Source organism: Lactobacillus sp. W8172, from assembly GCF_016102055.1.
Taxonomy (GTDB): domain Bacteria; phylum Bacillota; class Bacilli; order Lactobacillales; family Lactobacillaceae; genus Lactobacillus; species Lactobacillus apis_A.
The window spans coordinates 43833-59719 of the sequence record NZ_JACFPG010000003.1; the positions used below are offsets into that span (position 1 = coordinate 43833).

The following is a 15887-nucleotide window of genomic DNA, read 5'->3' on the forward strand; positions in this document are numbered from 1 at the left end:
AATTTAATGAAATCTGAAAAGAGCTCCATAATAGCTAGCTTATTTGTCTAACTATCATGGAGCACTTTAATTTTTGTAAAATTTAATCACTCAAATTATAATTCTAAGTAACTACACTTATTTAACTTCTTCAAATAAAGGGCACTTTTGCTGACTTTTGACATCAAATAAACCCTTATCTGAAATTTTGAAGCTTGGTGAAACAAGCAGAGACAGCGTTGAGAGGGACATAATCTCGTTAGTATTTTTATATCCTAGTTCTTGCATTGTCTTGCGGATTTTACCAATTTCACTACCGAGCACTTGCATTGGTTGGTCACTAGCAACTCCACCAATTGGTAACTCCGCATTAGCAACTATTTCTTCACCTTTAGCAGCAATATAACCACCCTGCTGCTCAATTAATTGATGTTGAATTTTAAGCATTGCCTTTGTATTTGTTCCCATTACCATCAAGTTATGATGATCATGTGCCCAGGTGGTGCCTACTGCTCCGTCCTTGAGAATGCCGCGATCAACTAGGCCAACACTATAGTGATCTTTTTCACCGTTATAACGGTCTTGTACAAGAATCATAGCTAGGCCTGCTTTTTGCCATTGAACAATGTTATTTTCTACTTCTAGTTTAACTTGAATATGATTTGTGAAAGTACCAACTGGGTTAATTTGAATGACATTAGCCAATACGTCGCCATTACTTACCAAGTCTGTTTTGAGCACAAAGTCTTCACTCGTTAATTTAGGAGCATTGATTGAATGACGTAACGCTGGTAAAAACTGGTAATCAGTTTTTGTTTCAATATCTTCAGCATTTATCCCGTTTTTGTAAACTGCTTCAATTGACAAAGTCTTTGGATTATCCAAAATAACAAAGTCGGCTACTCTACCAGGGGCAATTGCACCGCGATCCCATAATCCCATATGACGAGCTGGTGTGTATGTTGAAATATAAATTGCTTCTTCTGGTGTCATCCCCATTTCGATTGCTTTTTTAACCAAATGGTTCAAATGACTGTGCAGTAAAGTGTCTGGCATTGAGTCATCTGTCACTAGGGCCACGTGCTCAAAATACTTATGCTCAATAATTGTGTCAATTACTTCTTGATGCATTGACTTCAGCTGTACTTCAACAAACATCCCGTTACGAATTTTTTCATTAACTAAATCTGCCGTTTGTTGAGTGTGATCAGTAGTGATACCTGCATACAAAACTTTAGCCAAATCTTCACCAGCATATGCTGGAACATGTCCTTCTAATGGTAATGTAGGCTTTTCTTGACGGCAAGTTTTGATAATATCTTTGATTAATGTTTCACGTGGTGATGTCATTCCTTTAAAGTTCATCACCTCACCCAAGCAAATAAACCGGGGATCTTTAAGTAGTTCCTGAACCTCTTTGACACCTATCTGGCCACCAGTTGTTTCCATATCTGGATTAGTCGAAGGAACAGACGAAGGAATACCAAAGAAAATATCAATTGGTGCTGGTTCATCAATAAAGTTCTTGAGCCCCTTAATACCAGCAACATTGGTTATTTCATGGTCATCCGCCACAATGGTCGTTGTGCCGTATTTTAAAATCGTTTGACCCATAATTGCTGGCGTAGTCATTGAAGAGTCAATGTGCATGTGGGCATCAACAAATCCCGGAATTAAGTACTTACCTTTTAAATCAAGTGTTTTCTTTGCTTCAATTCCTGGCAAATCTGTATTAATCCAATAGAACTTACCATCTTTGACCGTTACCTGTGTGTCAACAAATTTACGCAGAAACACATTAAAAATATGGCCGTTTTTAATCAACAGATCAACTTGTGTCATTTTACCTCCCATAAATAAAGAGCTGGTTTTAGCCAACTCTTTTATTTTTCCTTATTACTGATTCATTATCTTGTTCCACTGACTTATCCACGAAGACATGTGACTATTCACATAGAAGAAATCAATTGTCTTTGCTCTTTTAGCAATGTCACCATAAGTCTTATTTGCCGCCTCTGCAGGTGACAATTCAACTTGTGAGTTAACAGGTGCATTGTTAAGTGACTTAGCACCAGCAACTTTTTTCTGGTTTTCTTTACTTAGTCTGAAATCAATGTACTTGTAAGCAGCGTCTGCATTTTTGCTATTCTTTAAAATCGCAATATTGTTATAGTTTGCATAAGTACCTGAAGCTGGCACCATGTACTTCAAACTTGGATTTGTCGCTTTCAACATTCCAACGGCGTAGTCACCAACAACTGCAACAGTGATTTCCCCTGTCTTAAACATATTACTCAAATCTGAACTTTGTGCATAAGTTTTTACAACATTTGGCTTCAACTGTTTCATTGCCTGAAACGCTGCCTTACCATCATCCTTAGTCACATCAACATTAGCATGGTCACCTGCAACATAGAGCATTGCAGGACCAAAAGTTGTTGCAAAATCTGGTACGGCAATCTTACCCTTTAATTTCTTTGACCATAAGTCATTCCAATCTTTGATTTGAACTTTCTTTGGATTGTAAATGATCCCTAAACTATTAACAGTGTATGGCACAGTATTAGTCTGTTTAGCTAGCTTTTGTTGATCGCTCGATAAATACTTAAAGTTCTTAATTTTTGAAAAATCTAACTTTTTAAACAGTTTCTTTTTAGAACCTGTAATCGCATTATTTTGTGCTAACTCAATCACATCAACTGTTGAATTAGGGTTGTGTTCTATCTGCGTTAAACGAGTTGAACTATCACCAAATTGCGTAGAAACTTTCACATTATTTTTCTTAGCGTAAGGATCAAGGACATCTGAGCGCATTTGCTTTGTTGATAAACCAAAGGTTGATACAACCAATTTACCACTATTTGTACTAGATGAACAAGCCGTGGTTGCAATAGCAGTTCCGGCAACGATAAAGCTGGCAGCTGCCAAGCAAGCTTTTTTGAATTTCATAATAATAAAAAACCTTCCTGAATATTTACTCTGACAATGGATGAAGATGTTTAGCTGGGAGTGTAAGTTTGACCTCATCACCTGAACTTCGCATCTTCTGTCTTGCTTCCTCAACTTGGAAGTCACCCAATTCTGAATGAATAGTGTATTTAAAACTTTGTCCCAAATATTCACGACCAGTAATCGTACCAGTCAAAGTGTTTTCAGTACTATCTGCGTTCAATTGAATGTTTTCGGGGCGAATGGTAAGAACTTTTGCATTCTCATTATTTTCTTCAGTTGTTAATCTCGTGCCCTTGACTGCAATATGATAACTATCCTCACGGTTGTCTGCATTAACTGGAATAAAGTTGTCATAACCAATAAACCGAGCCACATACTCAGTACGTGGATGATGAAAAATATTTTCGGGACGGTCAAATTGTTCGATCCGTCCTTGATTCATAATTAAAACTTTGTCAGAAATTGCAAAACATTCTTGTTGATCATGTGTGACAAAAAGAACTGTCATCTTCATTTCTTGCTGTAATTTACGAATCTCTTCGCGCATTTTTAAACGTAATTTAGCATCAAGGTTACTTAATGGCTCATCCATCAATAGCATCTCTGGATTAGTAACTAGCGCCCTTGCCAAGGAAACTCGTTGTTGCTGTCCTCCAGAAAGTTGTGCTGGAAATTGACTTGCTAGGTCGCTTAAACCCGTCATTTCAAGTATTCCACTCACTTTTTCGTTGATTTCCTGCTTTGGTAGTTTATGCATTTTTAAGCCAAACGCCACATTATCGAAAACACTCAAAAGTGGAAATAAGGCATAACTTTGGAACACCATCCCAAAATTGCGTTTATACACAGGTGTTTTGGTAATATCTTTACCATTAACTAAAATTTGCCCTGCAGTTTCTTGAATTAGGCCTGCAATTATTCTTAAAGTGGTAGTTTTCCCACAACCCGAAGGCCCTAGAATTGAAACCAATTCACCATTTTCTATTGTAAAAGATATATCCTGCAAAACTTTAGTTTTACCATCATATGATTTTGCTAAATTTTTTACTTCTAAATTTGCCACACTCGAAACCCCTATTTAGTAATATTGCTAATGCCAATTACTTTTTCAACTAAAAACATCATTAGCGCTGTAAAGACCATTAAAACAACTGAAATTGCAGAAACAGTTGGATCATAATTGTTTTGCAAATAGTTTAGAATTGCTGGTGGCAGCATTGTAAGCGATGGCCCATTCATGAATAATGAAATTGGAATATTATTGAACGAATTGATGAAGCACATCATAAAGGCCGCAATGATACTAGACTTAATATTAGGTAAAACAATCAAAAAGAATGCTTTTTTAGGTGAACAGCCGCAGACCCAACTTGCTTCCTCAATATGACTGTCCATCATCAACATACTGGCTGTGATTAACCGAATGACATACGGTAAGCACAGGAGAAAGTGACCAATAATTAAGCTGATAAAAACTGGCAGTTTAAAGGTAATAACAGCCGTTTGATATAGTGCAAAGCCAATTACAATTTCAGGAATTAAAGTCGGACTTAGAAAAAATGATTGGAACCAAGCCGCATGTTGCAGATTATAACGTGTTAAAGCATAAACAGCAGGAATGCCAATAATTAAGGCTAAAAAGCTGGCGATTAGTGCCACCAATAGGCTTGACTCAAAGCCAGTAATAAAATCAGGTTGCTGAAAAATATTGCTATACCACGAAAGGGTAAAACCTGTGATTGGTAAGGAAATCGAGCTTTGATTATTAAATGAAGTTATAACCACTAGAATCAGTGGCAACATAATCAACGCCAGAATAATAAGTGAAATAATGGTTAACGTTTTATTTTTACGATTAAGCATTAGTCATCCTCCGGTCTAGGCGATAGCTTAACCGCTTCATGAGCCACATCGAAAGAGCTGAGATAACGATTAAGATCAAGGCAATTACACTGGCATTTTGCCAATTTCCTAGTGTCATGGCCTGCTGATAAATTAATGTGGCCATCACCAAATGACGATTACCACCAAGAATTTGTGGAGTAGTATATGCCGTCATTGTTCCAGCAAAAACCAGAATACATCCAGTTAAAATGCTTGTAGCAAGTTGAGGAATAATAACCTTGAATAAAGTGTGCCATGGGCTAGAGCCCAAAACAGCAGCAGCCTCTTCAATTTCGACGTTTAATTCTGCAACACTACCAATCAAAGTATTAATCATGATTGGCAAAAATAGGTAAACCGAGCCAATAATAATCGACGTATCGGTATATAGAATGTTTAGCGGTGCTTTTATTAAGTGGAGTGAGAGCAATAATTTGTTAATTATGCCATCACGACCCAAGATAATAATCCAAGCAAAGTTTCTAACAACAGCGTTAGTTAACATTGGAAAGAGAATTAGTAAGTTCAGCACCTGTCTAACGGTCTTTTTTTGTCTTCCAATCCATAACGAGATAGGTAATCCAAGAATCAAAACAATAATCACTGTTAAAACTGCTATCAAAAATGTTCTTCCAATTACTGTCCAGTTATAAGAGCTTTTTAGAAACTGTGTATAAAGCGCAAAAAAACCTGCTTTACTCTGAAACGTTGGAATTGCGATTTCAATTAATGGAAAAAAGGTAAAAACCAAGACGCCAAAGAATGCAGGTATTAGTAACCAAACTGCGGTTTTCCGATTCATATATTACCTCCGATTGATTCTAGATTATCTATTTTTCAGCATTCTGTCAAGGCGAAATACGAATATATTTATTTATATAGCTTTTAAAAGTTTGTCTTTTATTTCGGCAAGTTTTTATATAAAATAAAAATATATATGTATAACCATAAAAAACGAACAATAAAAAGCCACAGGTTTTTCTGTGGCTTTTTGATAAATATTTAATTTGCTTGATGTACTAGATCATCGCGTACAAGACACTCTGCAATTTCGACTGTGTTGCTAGCTGCACCACGCAATAGGTTGTCCGCAACAACCCACATCTGAAAGGCACCATCATTTTCTTGATCTTGGCGAATACGTCCAACAAAAGTTTCCCGTTTACCAGCTGCTAAAAGCGGCTGCGGGTAAACTTGTTTGCTAGGATCATCTTGCAAAACTAAACCGGATGTTTTAGCAATCTCTTCTTGTATTTCAGCAGTAGTTGCCGACGAATCGTTTACAACAAAATAAACTGTTTCACCGTGACCAATTTCAATTGGAACTCTCACACAAGTTGCGGTTACTTTGATTTCACCAGCATTTTGATCATTAAGCAAAATCTTTTTAGTTTCATGAATCATTTTCCATTCTTCATGCGTGTAACCATCGTCTTCAAACACATCAATCTGTGGCAGCAAATTAAATGCCATTGGATAATGGCGCTTATCCGCTGCAGTCGGCAAAATTTCAGCTTTCAAGTCTTGGTGATTCAGCCTTGCCTGAGCTTGGTTCAACATTTCATCCCACGCCGCTTTTCCAGCACCTGAAACTGCTTGATAGGTTGAAACAATAATCTGCTTAATTCCCCACCGCTGATAAATTGGATAAAGAGCTGCAACCATCTGAATGGTTGAACAGTTCGGATTGGCAATAATGCCACGATGATTAACTAGTTCCTTGTCATTAACTCTAGGAACAACTAGTGGCACGCCATCTTCCATTCTATAAGCACTCGTGTTATCAACGCAAACTGCACCACGTTTAACTGCCTCTGGTAGCAGCTTTTTTGAAACTGCGCCACCAGCAGACGATAAAACAAGATCTACACCATTAAATGAATCCGGTTGGGCTTCTTCAACTGTAATTTCTTGATTTTTGAATTTTAACTTTTTACCTGCTGAACGTTTTGACGCTAATAGTTTTAGTTTTTTAACCGGTATACTGGATTGTTCAAGCTCACTAATCAGCCGCTGACCAACTGCACCGGTTGCACCCAGTATTGCAACAACATATTCTCTCATTGATGATCATCCTTTTCTGCCAAAAATTGTTTTATTCGTGCCATTGCCTCATGCAAGTCCTCATCACTAGCAGCATATGAAAAGCGAATATAGCCCTGTCCACCATCACCAAAAGCACTTCCTGGTGTACCACCAACTTTCGCCTCATGCGCTAAATCTAATGCAAAGACTTCATCATCTGTTCCATATTCTTCAGGAATTTTGGCAAAAACGTAAAATGCCCCTTCACTAACCATCGTCTTTAATCCCATCTCGTTAAGTGCATCAACGATATAGTCACGCCTTTTATGATAAATTTGATGTGATTCAATTGGGTCTTCATCACCGTTTTCTAACGCTTCACAGGCAGCTGCCTGAGCTGGATTAGATGGTGCAGTAACCAAAAAGGCATGCATTTTGGCAATCAAGCTAATATATTCTGTTGGCCCTACAATATATCCAATTCGGTAGCCAGTCATTGCGTGTGACTTTGACAAACCATTGATTACTAGGGTCCGTTCAGGAATATAGCGCGCAATTGAGATGTGTTCAAAGTCATAAGTCAATTCGCCGTATATTTCATCAGAAATTACGTATAAGTGATGTTTTTCAATGATTTGTGCTAACTGCTTTAGCACTTCTTCTGAACATTCACGACCAGTTGGATTAGTCGGATAATTGAGAATAATTGCCTTTGCCTGCGGATGACTTTGTAAAGTCTGTTCTAAGGCCTCAGGCGTCAGGACAAAGTCCGTATCCGCTGTATTAATTGTAACTAAATCTGCTTTTACGTATTGAAGCAGTGGGAAATACAAGGCATATGAAGGCGTAGGAACAATAATTTGGTCTCCTGGCTGAATTAACGACAACATTGCTGCAGCAATTGCTTCAGTCGCCCCTACCGTCACAACGATCTCATTTTCCGGATCATATGAAATATTTTGCTTCCGCTTAAGAAAGTCACTAATCGCTTGGCGAAGTCTCAAAGTTCCTTTTTGTGCTGAATAATGAGAGTCATTGTCTAAAATGCTCTGAGCTGCCGCTTTTTTGACGTGCTCTGGCGTATTTAAATCTGGCTCTCCTAGTGTCAACTTAATTAAATCTGGTATATCATCAACCTTTTGCGCAAATGCACGGATACCTGAAGCTGGAATTTGAGTCAGCGGAACACTTGTAGTTGGGGTTAAATCTGAAGCTAAATGTGGCATTTTTTCCTCCTTATATTGATAGAATTTTTTCCAAACCAACAACCAGTTTGGCTAAGCTCATCACTTGATCGAGTGCAACTTTTACACCTTGCATAAAAGATGATCGATCAAATGAATCTTGTCTAATGGTCAAGGCCTCACCAGGTCCGCCAAAAAGAACCTGTTCGTGGGCAACATAACCTGGCAAGCGGACAGCATGGATGGGAACACCATCATAAAGATCTCCGCGAGCTCTTGCATCATTGTTAGTATCTATTGAACCTGATTTACTTCGACCTTCGGCAATCATCTTTGCGGTGTTAATCGCCGTTCCTGAAGGTGCATCAAGCTTATCGGCATGGTGCATTTCGATAATTTCTGCATCTGGAAAGTAACGTGCAGCCTCTTGGGCAAATTTCATTAGTAAGACAGCAGACAGCCCGAAGTTCGGCGCAATAACCCCGCCTAACTGTTGGTCTTCTGCAATTTTTTGCAGTTCTTCTGTTTGCTCAGTTGTCAGCCCACTTGTACCGACAATTGGTCTCATTTGGTGGTTTAAAGCAAACTTAACGTTTTCAAAAACAGCCTGAGGAGTTGTAAAGTCAATCCAAATGTCTGCACTAATGTCAATCTCATCAAGTTGGTCAAAGCACTGGACAGTATTAGCAAAATCCCCATCTTTCTTAGCATGAGGTGCTAATACACCAACCAGTTCACAATCTGCTTGTTTTTCAACTAGCTGCACAACTTGCTTTCCCATTGATCCAGTCGCGCCAGCAATAAAAACTCGTTTCATTAATCTACTCCTAGTTCTACTGGTAATTCATGCAGTAATGCCGTTTCACTTAAGCCCAACTGTAGTGCCAATTGCTTTTTCTCTTCTTCATTTAAAGTAATCATTGGCAAGCGGCATCCCCCTGCTGGTAAGTTTTGTGCATTTAAAACTGCCTTAACTGGAGATGGTGACGGGTACATAAATAATGCAGCCATTTTTGGTGTCAGTTTTCGCTGAAGTGCACCAGCTTTTTCAACGTTGCCAGCTTCCAGTTCATCATACATTTGGCGCATTGCTTTGCCATAAATATGTGAAGCAACAGAAATTACACCTCTTGCCCCTAAAGCTTTAGCGCTGAGTGCCTGTGCGTCCTCACCGGTATAAACTAAAAAGTCACTTGGTGCATGCTCAACGATATATTCCAAGTCTTCTATTTCTGTACATTGCTTCACGCCGGCAATATTAGGATTAGCAGCCAATTCAACAACAGTTTCCTTAGTGATTTTTACACCTGTACGACCTGGAATGTTATAAATCATTAGTGGAACCTTTGATTTTTTGGCAACAGCTTCAAAATGCGCTTTAATTCCACGTTGATTGGGCTTGTTGTAGTATGGCGTAACAACCAAAGCCATATCAATGCCTGGAATTTGACTAACTTCCTTTGTGAAATCCACCGTTTGAGCAGTGTTATTGCTACCTGTACCTGCAATCACTGGTACTCGACCTGCAACTATTTCTGCAAAGCGGGTATAAAGCTCGATTTTTTCATCATGGTTCATCGTAGCCGTTTCACCAGTCGTACCACCAATTACAAAACCGCGACTTCCTGTGGCAAGCAAAAGTTCTGTTAATTCTTTTAAACCGGGATAATCAACTTCGCCTTGTTCATTAAATGGTGTGATCAACGCAGTTAATAAATCAGCGTTAGTAAAATCTGTCATAGTTTTTCCTTTCATTATTAGTCATTTACATGTGCTCTTCGAAAAAGCCGACTATTGCTTTAATCCCTGCCTCAATTGCACTTTCTTGTGGACTGAAAGTAGCGGAATGAAGTTGAGAGTCGTCTTCCACGCCAAGCCAGCACATTGTTCCAGGAATTTTGGCAAGTAAATAACCAAAGTCTTCACCTGTCATTGCCGGCTCAGTTTCTTGATACTTAACTGCTGGGTTATTTTTCATGTAGTCAATAAATTCAGCGGTAATCTTAGGATCATTTTCGACCGGCCAATAGCCACCCTGATTAATTTCAATTTCTGCTCTAGCTGCAAAACTTTGATCGATACCAGCTGTTACTTCACGCAAACGCTTCTCAATTTGTTCAATCATCGTTTGCGTCAAACCTCGAAGCGTACCTTCTAGGTGCGCATGACCAGCAATTGCATTTCTAATTGTGCCCGCGCGAACCTTGCCAATTGTTATCACGCCGCTTTCAATTGGATCGATGCTGCGCGCCACAATTGTCTGAATCTGACTAATTAATGCAGCTGCTGCTACAACCATATCATTTGCACGCTGTGGATATGCAGCGTGACCATCTTGACCATACAGATCAATATTAATTTCTGCAGCGCCAGCAAATAGTGTTCCGTTGCGGCACCCAATTGTTCCTGCTGGTAAGTCAGGCGTAACATGTAATGCAAAAAATTCATCAGGACGCCGTTCACCAGTAAAAACGCCCTGTTCATATGCTAGTTTGCCACCGTTTTTGCTTTCTTCAGCAGGTTGGAAGAAGAAAAGCAAATTATCTTGTGGTTGATGCTCACTAAAGTAATTCAAAATTCCTAATGCCACTGTCATATGAATATCGTGACCACACGCATGCATTTTTCCCTCATTTTTTGAAGAAAATGCTAACCCAGTTTTTTCTTTTACTGGTAGTCCATCAATATCAGCTCGGTAACCAATCGTTTTTTTAGGTCGCTTTCCTTGCACTCTTACCAGTAAGGCAGTTGGTAATTCAGGAACAGTTTTAATCTGTAAAAATTGCTGATCAAATTGTTGAATAACCTTTAATAAATACTGCTTGGTGTTGTGCTCTTGCAATGCCACTTCGGGAATTTGATGTAAGTCACGACGAATTTGAATCAGTTGACTAGTAGTTAACATTAACTCACAGCTTTCTTAAATCTTGCTCAATCTTAGTTTTGTCAGTAGTTTGTTCGTCTCTTTTTTTAACAACTTTGGCTGGAACACCTGCAACAACAGTGTTAGCCGGAACATCTTTTGTCACGACCGCACCTGCGGCAATCACAGCATTATCACCAACTTGAACGCCTTCTAAAATCACTGCGTTAGCACCAACTAAAACATTTTGTCCAATTCTGACCGGTTCGGCGGAAGCAGGCTCAACTACACCCGCTACAACGGCACCAGCACCAATATGGCTGTTAGCCCCAATAATTGCACGCCCGCCCAAAACAGCGTTCATATCAATCATTGCCCCATCACCAATTTCAGCACCGATATTAATTACCGCTCCCATCATAATGACCGCGCTTTTACCGACACTTACTTGTTCACGAATCAAGGCACCAGGTTCAATTCTTGCTTGAATATTTTTCAGATCTAAGAGTGGCACTGCAGAGTTACGGCTGCAGTTTTCAACTTGATAGTCATTGATTTTTGCTGCATTAGTTCGTAAAAATGGTACTAGATCATCCCAGTCACCAAAAACAACACCACAATTACCCTCGATAAATGTTCTTACTTCTACAGGCCATTTCAAGTCCTCCAAGTCTCCCTTAACATAAATCTTAACTGGGGTTTTCTTAGGCGCATTGGCAATAAAATCAATAATTTCTGTCGCTGACATATTTTTCATTTGATATTCTCACTTTTCTTGATAAAACCGGTCATTCTTAATTAAATCGTCATAGGTTTCACGTGTAACAACTTCTTGTGCTCGTCCATTTTCTGCAAAAACAACTGCTGGTCTTGGAACACGGTTATAGTTAGAAGCCATGCTGTAGCCATATGCCCCAGTTGCAAGAACAGCAATTACATCCCCTGGCTTAGTTTTTGGTAAACATGCCTGATCAATCAAAATGTCACCAGATTCACAATAGCGTCCTGCTAAATGGATCTTTTCAACTGGTTCGGTTGCTGGTCGCTTGGCAACCAGTGCTTCATATTCTGCTTGATAAAGCGCAGGTCGAATGTTATCACCCATGCCGCCATCAACAGTCACATAAGGAGTTAAACCTGGCACATCCTTTCTGGAGCCAACGGTATAAAGGCTATAGCCTGCTTCACCAACAATTGAGCGTCCGGGTTCTACCCAGATGGCTGGTATGTTTAACTGATACTGCTCAGCTAGTGTACGAACACTGGCAATGATTTGTTCAACAAATGTACCTAGCCCAATCACACGATCTTTAGCGGTATATCTTATGCCAAAACCGCCGCCTAAATTTAGAACCTGTGGCTGATAATCATACTTTTGCTTCCATTCGTGAACTAGCTGCATCAATTTTTCCACTTCAAGATTAAAACCTTCAGTTTCAAGGATTTGTGAACCAATGTGAGCGTGAAGTCCAATCAACTCCATTTGCTCTTCCGCTTTAACTTGTAAAAAGGCTTTTTCTGCTTGACCCGAACGAACATCAAACCCAAATTTACTGTCTTCTTGACCGGTTTGATCATATTCGTGCGTATGTGCACTCACACCAGGAGTGATGCGGAGCATTACTTGCACTTTTTTGTTTGTTTCATGCAGTACTTGCTTCAGGAGTTCAATTTCATGAAAGTTATCTAAAATGATTACCCCAACATTATTTTCAACGGCCATTAAGAGTTCATCTTTTGTTTTATTATTACCGTGAAAACTGATTTTTTCCGTTGGAAAGCCGGCTTTCAATGCTGTATACAGTTCTCCACCTGAAACAACATCAATGTGGCCACCCAATTCGCTGATTACTTGATAGATTGCAATCGAGGTAAAAGCTTTACTAGCATAGCTGATGGCATAATCAACCTGTCCAGCAACAAAAGCTTGTTTAAGTGCATTGAACTGTTTTCTAATTTGGGCAACATCATAAACCACCAATGGCGTGCCAAAGTTTTCTGCTAGCTTAAGTGCATCTACACCTCCAATCATTAAGTGACCTTGATCATTCGTCTGGTAATAATCATTCGTTGACATCTAATAACCCCCGTTTTTTGGTAAAGAAAAAGACCCTTTAATACGCGCATAGCGTACAAAAGAGTCTTTCAGATTAAACCTTGATCTGATTCAGTTTTGGCGATAGCGCTCCGCAAATTTAAATTTGCGACAGTCCGTAATTTATTAGATTACGTCCCAGCCGATTAACTACCGCAATAATTAACGCTTCGGCAACCGCCCCTTTCGCTAGCTTCACCGTTTTTGCAGAAACTCCACTAGGTACTTTTGTTAGTTGCGACCTCTTCGTTTGATTTATAAAAATATTATTATTATTAATATTACTTGTCAACGGCTTTTTCATAATTAATTAACTTTATTTTTGAAAACATGATTGCAGTTATGTTTTAGTTGCAGATAAAAATTAAAATGTTAAAATGCGTTACTATCGAATTTAATTTTTTTAATCAAGTAGGTGTTGCAAAAATGAAAGTTGTTAAATTTGGTGGTAGTTCACTTGCAAGCGGTGAACAATTTCAAAAAGTGCTAAATATTATTAATGCTGACCCAACCAGAAAAGTAATTGTCACTTCCGCACCAGGAAAAAGATTTGCGGAAGATGTAAAAGTTACAGATCTGTTAATTGAATATGCCCAAAAAACACTGAAACAACAAGACACCGCTGAAATTATTCAGCAAATTTGGACGAGATATCAAGAAATTGCCGCTTTTTTTGCACTTGAGCCCCAAAAATTTGCGTTCTTGCACCAAGAGTTGGTTGACTTACCAATAGCTTTTAATGACGAGCCAGAATACCTAATGGCAGCTTTCAAAGCACACGGTGAAAAACTCTGTGCACAGTTACTAGCATTAATTTTACAAGAGCAAGGTTTGCCAACGCGCTTTCTAGACCCACAGGACGCTGGTTTTTTGGTAAGCAGTGTTGCCAGCGACGCTCAAGTCTTACCTGAAACTTATCAAAATTTACTTAGATGGCGTGAAGTGCCAGAAATACTAGTAGTTCCCGGTTTTTATGGTGTTACAACTCAGGGCAAAATTGCCACTTTCTCACGTGGTGGATCGGATATCACCGGTTCAATCTGGGCAAGAGGAATTAAAGCAGACTTGTACGAAAACTTTACTGACGTAAATGCAATTTATGCCGCGGATCCTAGAATTGTTGCTAACCCTCATCCAATTAAAATTATGACTTATAGGGAATTACGGGAACTATCTTATGCTGGTTTTTCAGTTTTCCATGACGAAGCGCTGATTCCGGCAATTCAAGGCCAAGTCTTCATCAATGTTAAAAATACTAATCACCCTGAATTACCAGGAACGATGATTGTACCTGAAAAAGATTTTCATCCTAAAAGTACGATTACAGGAGTTGCCAGCTCGAATCATTTTTCCGCTTTATATTTACATAAATATCTGCTTAATAAAGAAACTGGTTTTACCCTTAAGTTACTAGAAATATTTTACAAGTTTAATATTTCATACGAACACATGCCCTCAGGTATAGATGATCTAACGGTTATCTTTGACGAACGGCAGTTTACTGAAGAACTGCGCGCGCAAATGTGCAGTGAAATTCAAAAAGTGATTCATCCCGACCAATTAGAATGGATTGATGATTATGCTATCATTATGGTAGTTGGCGAAGGGATGCGGAATAAAATCGGTGCAATGAAGAACATCACTACCCCTTTAGCCAAAGAGCATATTGCCATTCACATGATCAATCAGGGTGCATCACGTATTTCTATTATGTTAGGCACCAAAAAAGAAGACGCAGCAAATGCTGTTAGCCAAATTTATCAACAATTTTTTAAAGGAGTAGCAAAATCATGATTCAAATGCAAAAAGTGCATGGTTCACAAAATCAATTTTTCTTATTAGACCAGACTCAATTAGAAAAGCCACTTACCGACCCCGAATTAGTTAACTTAGCACGTCAATTAACGGATAGACGAACTAACTTTTTGGACGGAGCAGATGGTTTACTTGTCATTAGCGAATCCAGCCATCCCGATGTTCTAGGGAGGATGCAGGTAATTAATGCAGACGGTTCGTTTGCATCAATGTGTGGTAATGGCTTGCGCACTGTTGGTCGTTATTTAGCGGAAAAATACCACAAAACATCTTTTAAAGTGGAAACAGATCAAGCCGATCTTGCTGTAACATGTCAGCCAGATTGGGCAGAAAATGTTAAGGCAGTCGGGGTAGAAATTAGTCCTATCAGTTTTAAAGCAAAAGACTTACCATTTAACAATTTAGGTACTGATGAATTAATCGACCAAAATGTTCCTGCCTTTGATGATGATTTGACTTTTACAGCGGTCGCTGTGCCTAATCCTCACCTTATCAGCTTAGTTTCAGCTGATGTGTTACACAGTGATTTTCTAAAAACTTTGGGTGCAGCGTTAAACCGACCTAACCCCTACTTTCCTGACGGTGTTAATGTTAGTCTGGCACAAGTAATAGACTCTGAGCATCTTTTTGTCCGTACTTATGAGCGCGGCGTCGGTTTTACTAATGCCTGTGGTACTGGAATGTCCGCGGCAAGTCTCGTATTTGCCCTAACTCAACCGCAAGAACACGCTTTTGAGCGCTTGCTTACTGTTACTAATCCTGGTGGCTTTGTTCAAACTAAGGTTCATCAAACAGATGACAGCTATTGGGTTGAATTAATTGGTAATGCAACTGTAATGGCAGAAATTGAAGTAGACGAAGGTGAATTACATCAGCCTTTCCTTCGTTTTTCTGATTTTTCAGTTACTCCAACTAAAGAAGATGAAGCTTATCAAGCTTTTATTGCGAAAAAAGCTAACTAACCTTCCAAGTTATTTTGTATTTACTGTTGATATATAAACTTTTTAATAAAAAATTACGTTCTAACTAAATTTATGTTTGAAAGCACTTCAGCAAAAAGCCTTGTTTGCCAGTTTGAGGTGCTTTTTTG

14 protein-coding genes and 1 riboswitch are annotated in these 15887 nt (G+C 38.9%); of the genes, 2 read left to right on the top strand and 12 right to left on the bottom strand.

What is annotated here, in order from left to right; genetic code table 11:
• Positions 1–117 precede the first annotated feature (117 nt).
• From H3R21_RS04995 to lysA, 12 genes are all read right to left on the bottom strand, one after another.
• On the bottom strand, positions 118–1821 hold the full coding sequence (locus H3R21_RS04995; protein WP_198183484.1) for an adenine deaminase C-terminal domain-containing protein: 1704 nt from the start codon (positions 1819–1821) through the stop codon (positions 118–120).
• 54 nt (positions 1822–1875) lie between these two features.
• Entirely contained in the window at positions 1876–2928 is a 1053-nt protein-coding gene (locus H3R21_RS05000) for an ABC transporter substrate-binding protein (protein WP_187158248.1), read from the bottom strand.
• Between the two features lie 25 nt (positions 2929–2953).
• Entirely contained in the window at positions 2954–3994 is a 1041-nt protein-coding gene (locus H3R21_RS05005; protein ID WP_198183486.1) for an ABC transporter ATP-binding protein, read from the bottom strand.
• A gap of 11 nt (positions 3995–4005) precedes the next feature.
• The gene (locus H3R21_RS05010; RefSeq protein ID WP_198183488.1) at positions 4006–4794 is read right to left on the bottom strand and encodes an ABC transporter permease; all 789 of its coding nucleotides are present in this window, start codon (positions 4792–4794) and stop codon (positions 4006–4008) included.
• The gene (locus tag H3R21_RS05015; protein ID WP_198183490.1) at positions 4787–5617 is read right to left on the bottom strand and encodes an ABC transporter permease; all 831 of its coding nucleotides are present in this window, start codon (positions 5615–5617) and stop codon (positions 4787–4789) included. Before H3R21_RS05015 ends, H3R21_RS05010 begins: the two co-directional genes overlap by 8 nt.
• 200 nt (positions 5618–5817) lie before the next feature.
• Positions 5818–6879: an aspartate-semialdehyde dehydrogenase gene (locus tag H3R21_RS05020; RefSeq protein ID WP_198183492.1), complete on the bottom strand. Its 1062-nt coding sequence runs from the start codon at positions 6877–6879 to the stop codon at positions 5818–5820.
• The gene (locus H3R21_RS05025; protein ID WP_198183494.1) at positions 6876–8066 is read right to left on the bottom strand and encodes an aminotransferase class I/II-fold pyridoxal phosphate-dependent enzyme; all 1191 of its coding nucleotides are present in this window, start codon (positions 8064–8066) and stop codon (positions 6876–6878) included. Before H3R21_RS05025 ends, H3R21_RS05020 begins: the two co-directional genes overlap by 4 nt.
• Before the next feature lie 10 nt (positions 8067–8076).
• Positions 8077–8841: a 4-hydroxy-tetrahydrodipicolinate reductase gene (dapB, locus tag H3R21_RS05030; RefSeq protein WP_198183496.1), complete on the bottom strand. Its 765-nt coding sequence runs from the start codon at positions 8839–8841 to the stop codon at positions 8077–8079.
• Positions 8841–9764 carry a 4-hydroxy-tetrahydrodipicolinate synthase gene (gene dapA / locus H3R21_RS05035; protein WP_198183498.1) on the bottom strand — a complete coding sequence of 308 codons (924 nt, stop codon included), beginning with the start codon at positions 9762–9764 and terminating at the stop codon, positions 8841–8843. Before dapA ends, dapB begins: the two co-directional genes overlap by 1 nt.
• Before the next feature lie 25 nt (positions 9765–9789).
• Positions 9790–10929: an N-acetyldiaminopimelate deacetylase gene (locus tag H3R21_RS05040; protein WP_198183500.1), complete on the bottom strand. Its 1140-nt coding sequence runs from the start codon at positions 10927–10929 to the stop codon at positions 9790–9792.
• 4 nt (positions 10930–10933) lie between these two features.
• A complete protein-coding gene (gene dapD / locus H3R21_RS05045) occupies positions 10934–11644 on the bottom strand; it encodes a 2,3,4,5-tetrahydropyridine-2,6-dicarboxylate N-acetyltransferase (RefSeq protein ID WP_198183502.1) in 711 nt (236 codons plus the stop codon).
• 9 nt (positions 11645–11653) lie between these two features.
• A complete protein-coding gene (lysA, locus tag H3R21_RS05050; RefSeq protein ID WP_198183505.1) occupies positions 11654–12964 on the bottom strand; it encodes a diaminopimelate decarboxylase in 1311 nt (436 codons plus the stop codon).
• Between the two features lie 95 nt (positions 12965–13059).
• Positions 13060–13237, bottom strand: a riboswitch (Lysine riboswitch).
• A 171-nt stretch (positions 13238–13408) separates the two neighbouring features.
• Here lysA and H3R21_RS05055 point away from each other — a divergent pair.
• Both H3R21_RS05055 and dapF read left to right on the top strand, forming a co-directional pair.
• Entirely contained in the window at positions 13409–14776 is a 1368-nt protein-coding gene (locus tag H3R21_RS05055; RefSeq protein ID WP_198183507.1) for an aspartate kinase, read from the top strand.
• Positions 14773–15759: a diaminopimelate epimerase gene (dapF, locus tag H3R21_RS05060; protein WP_198183509.1), complete on the top strand. Its 987-nt coding sequence runs from the start codon at positions 14773–14775 to the stop codon at positions 15757–15759. The genes H3R21_RS05055 and dapF overlap by 4 nt, the downstream gene beginning before the upstream one ends.
• Positions 15760–15887 lie beyond the last annotated feature (128 nt).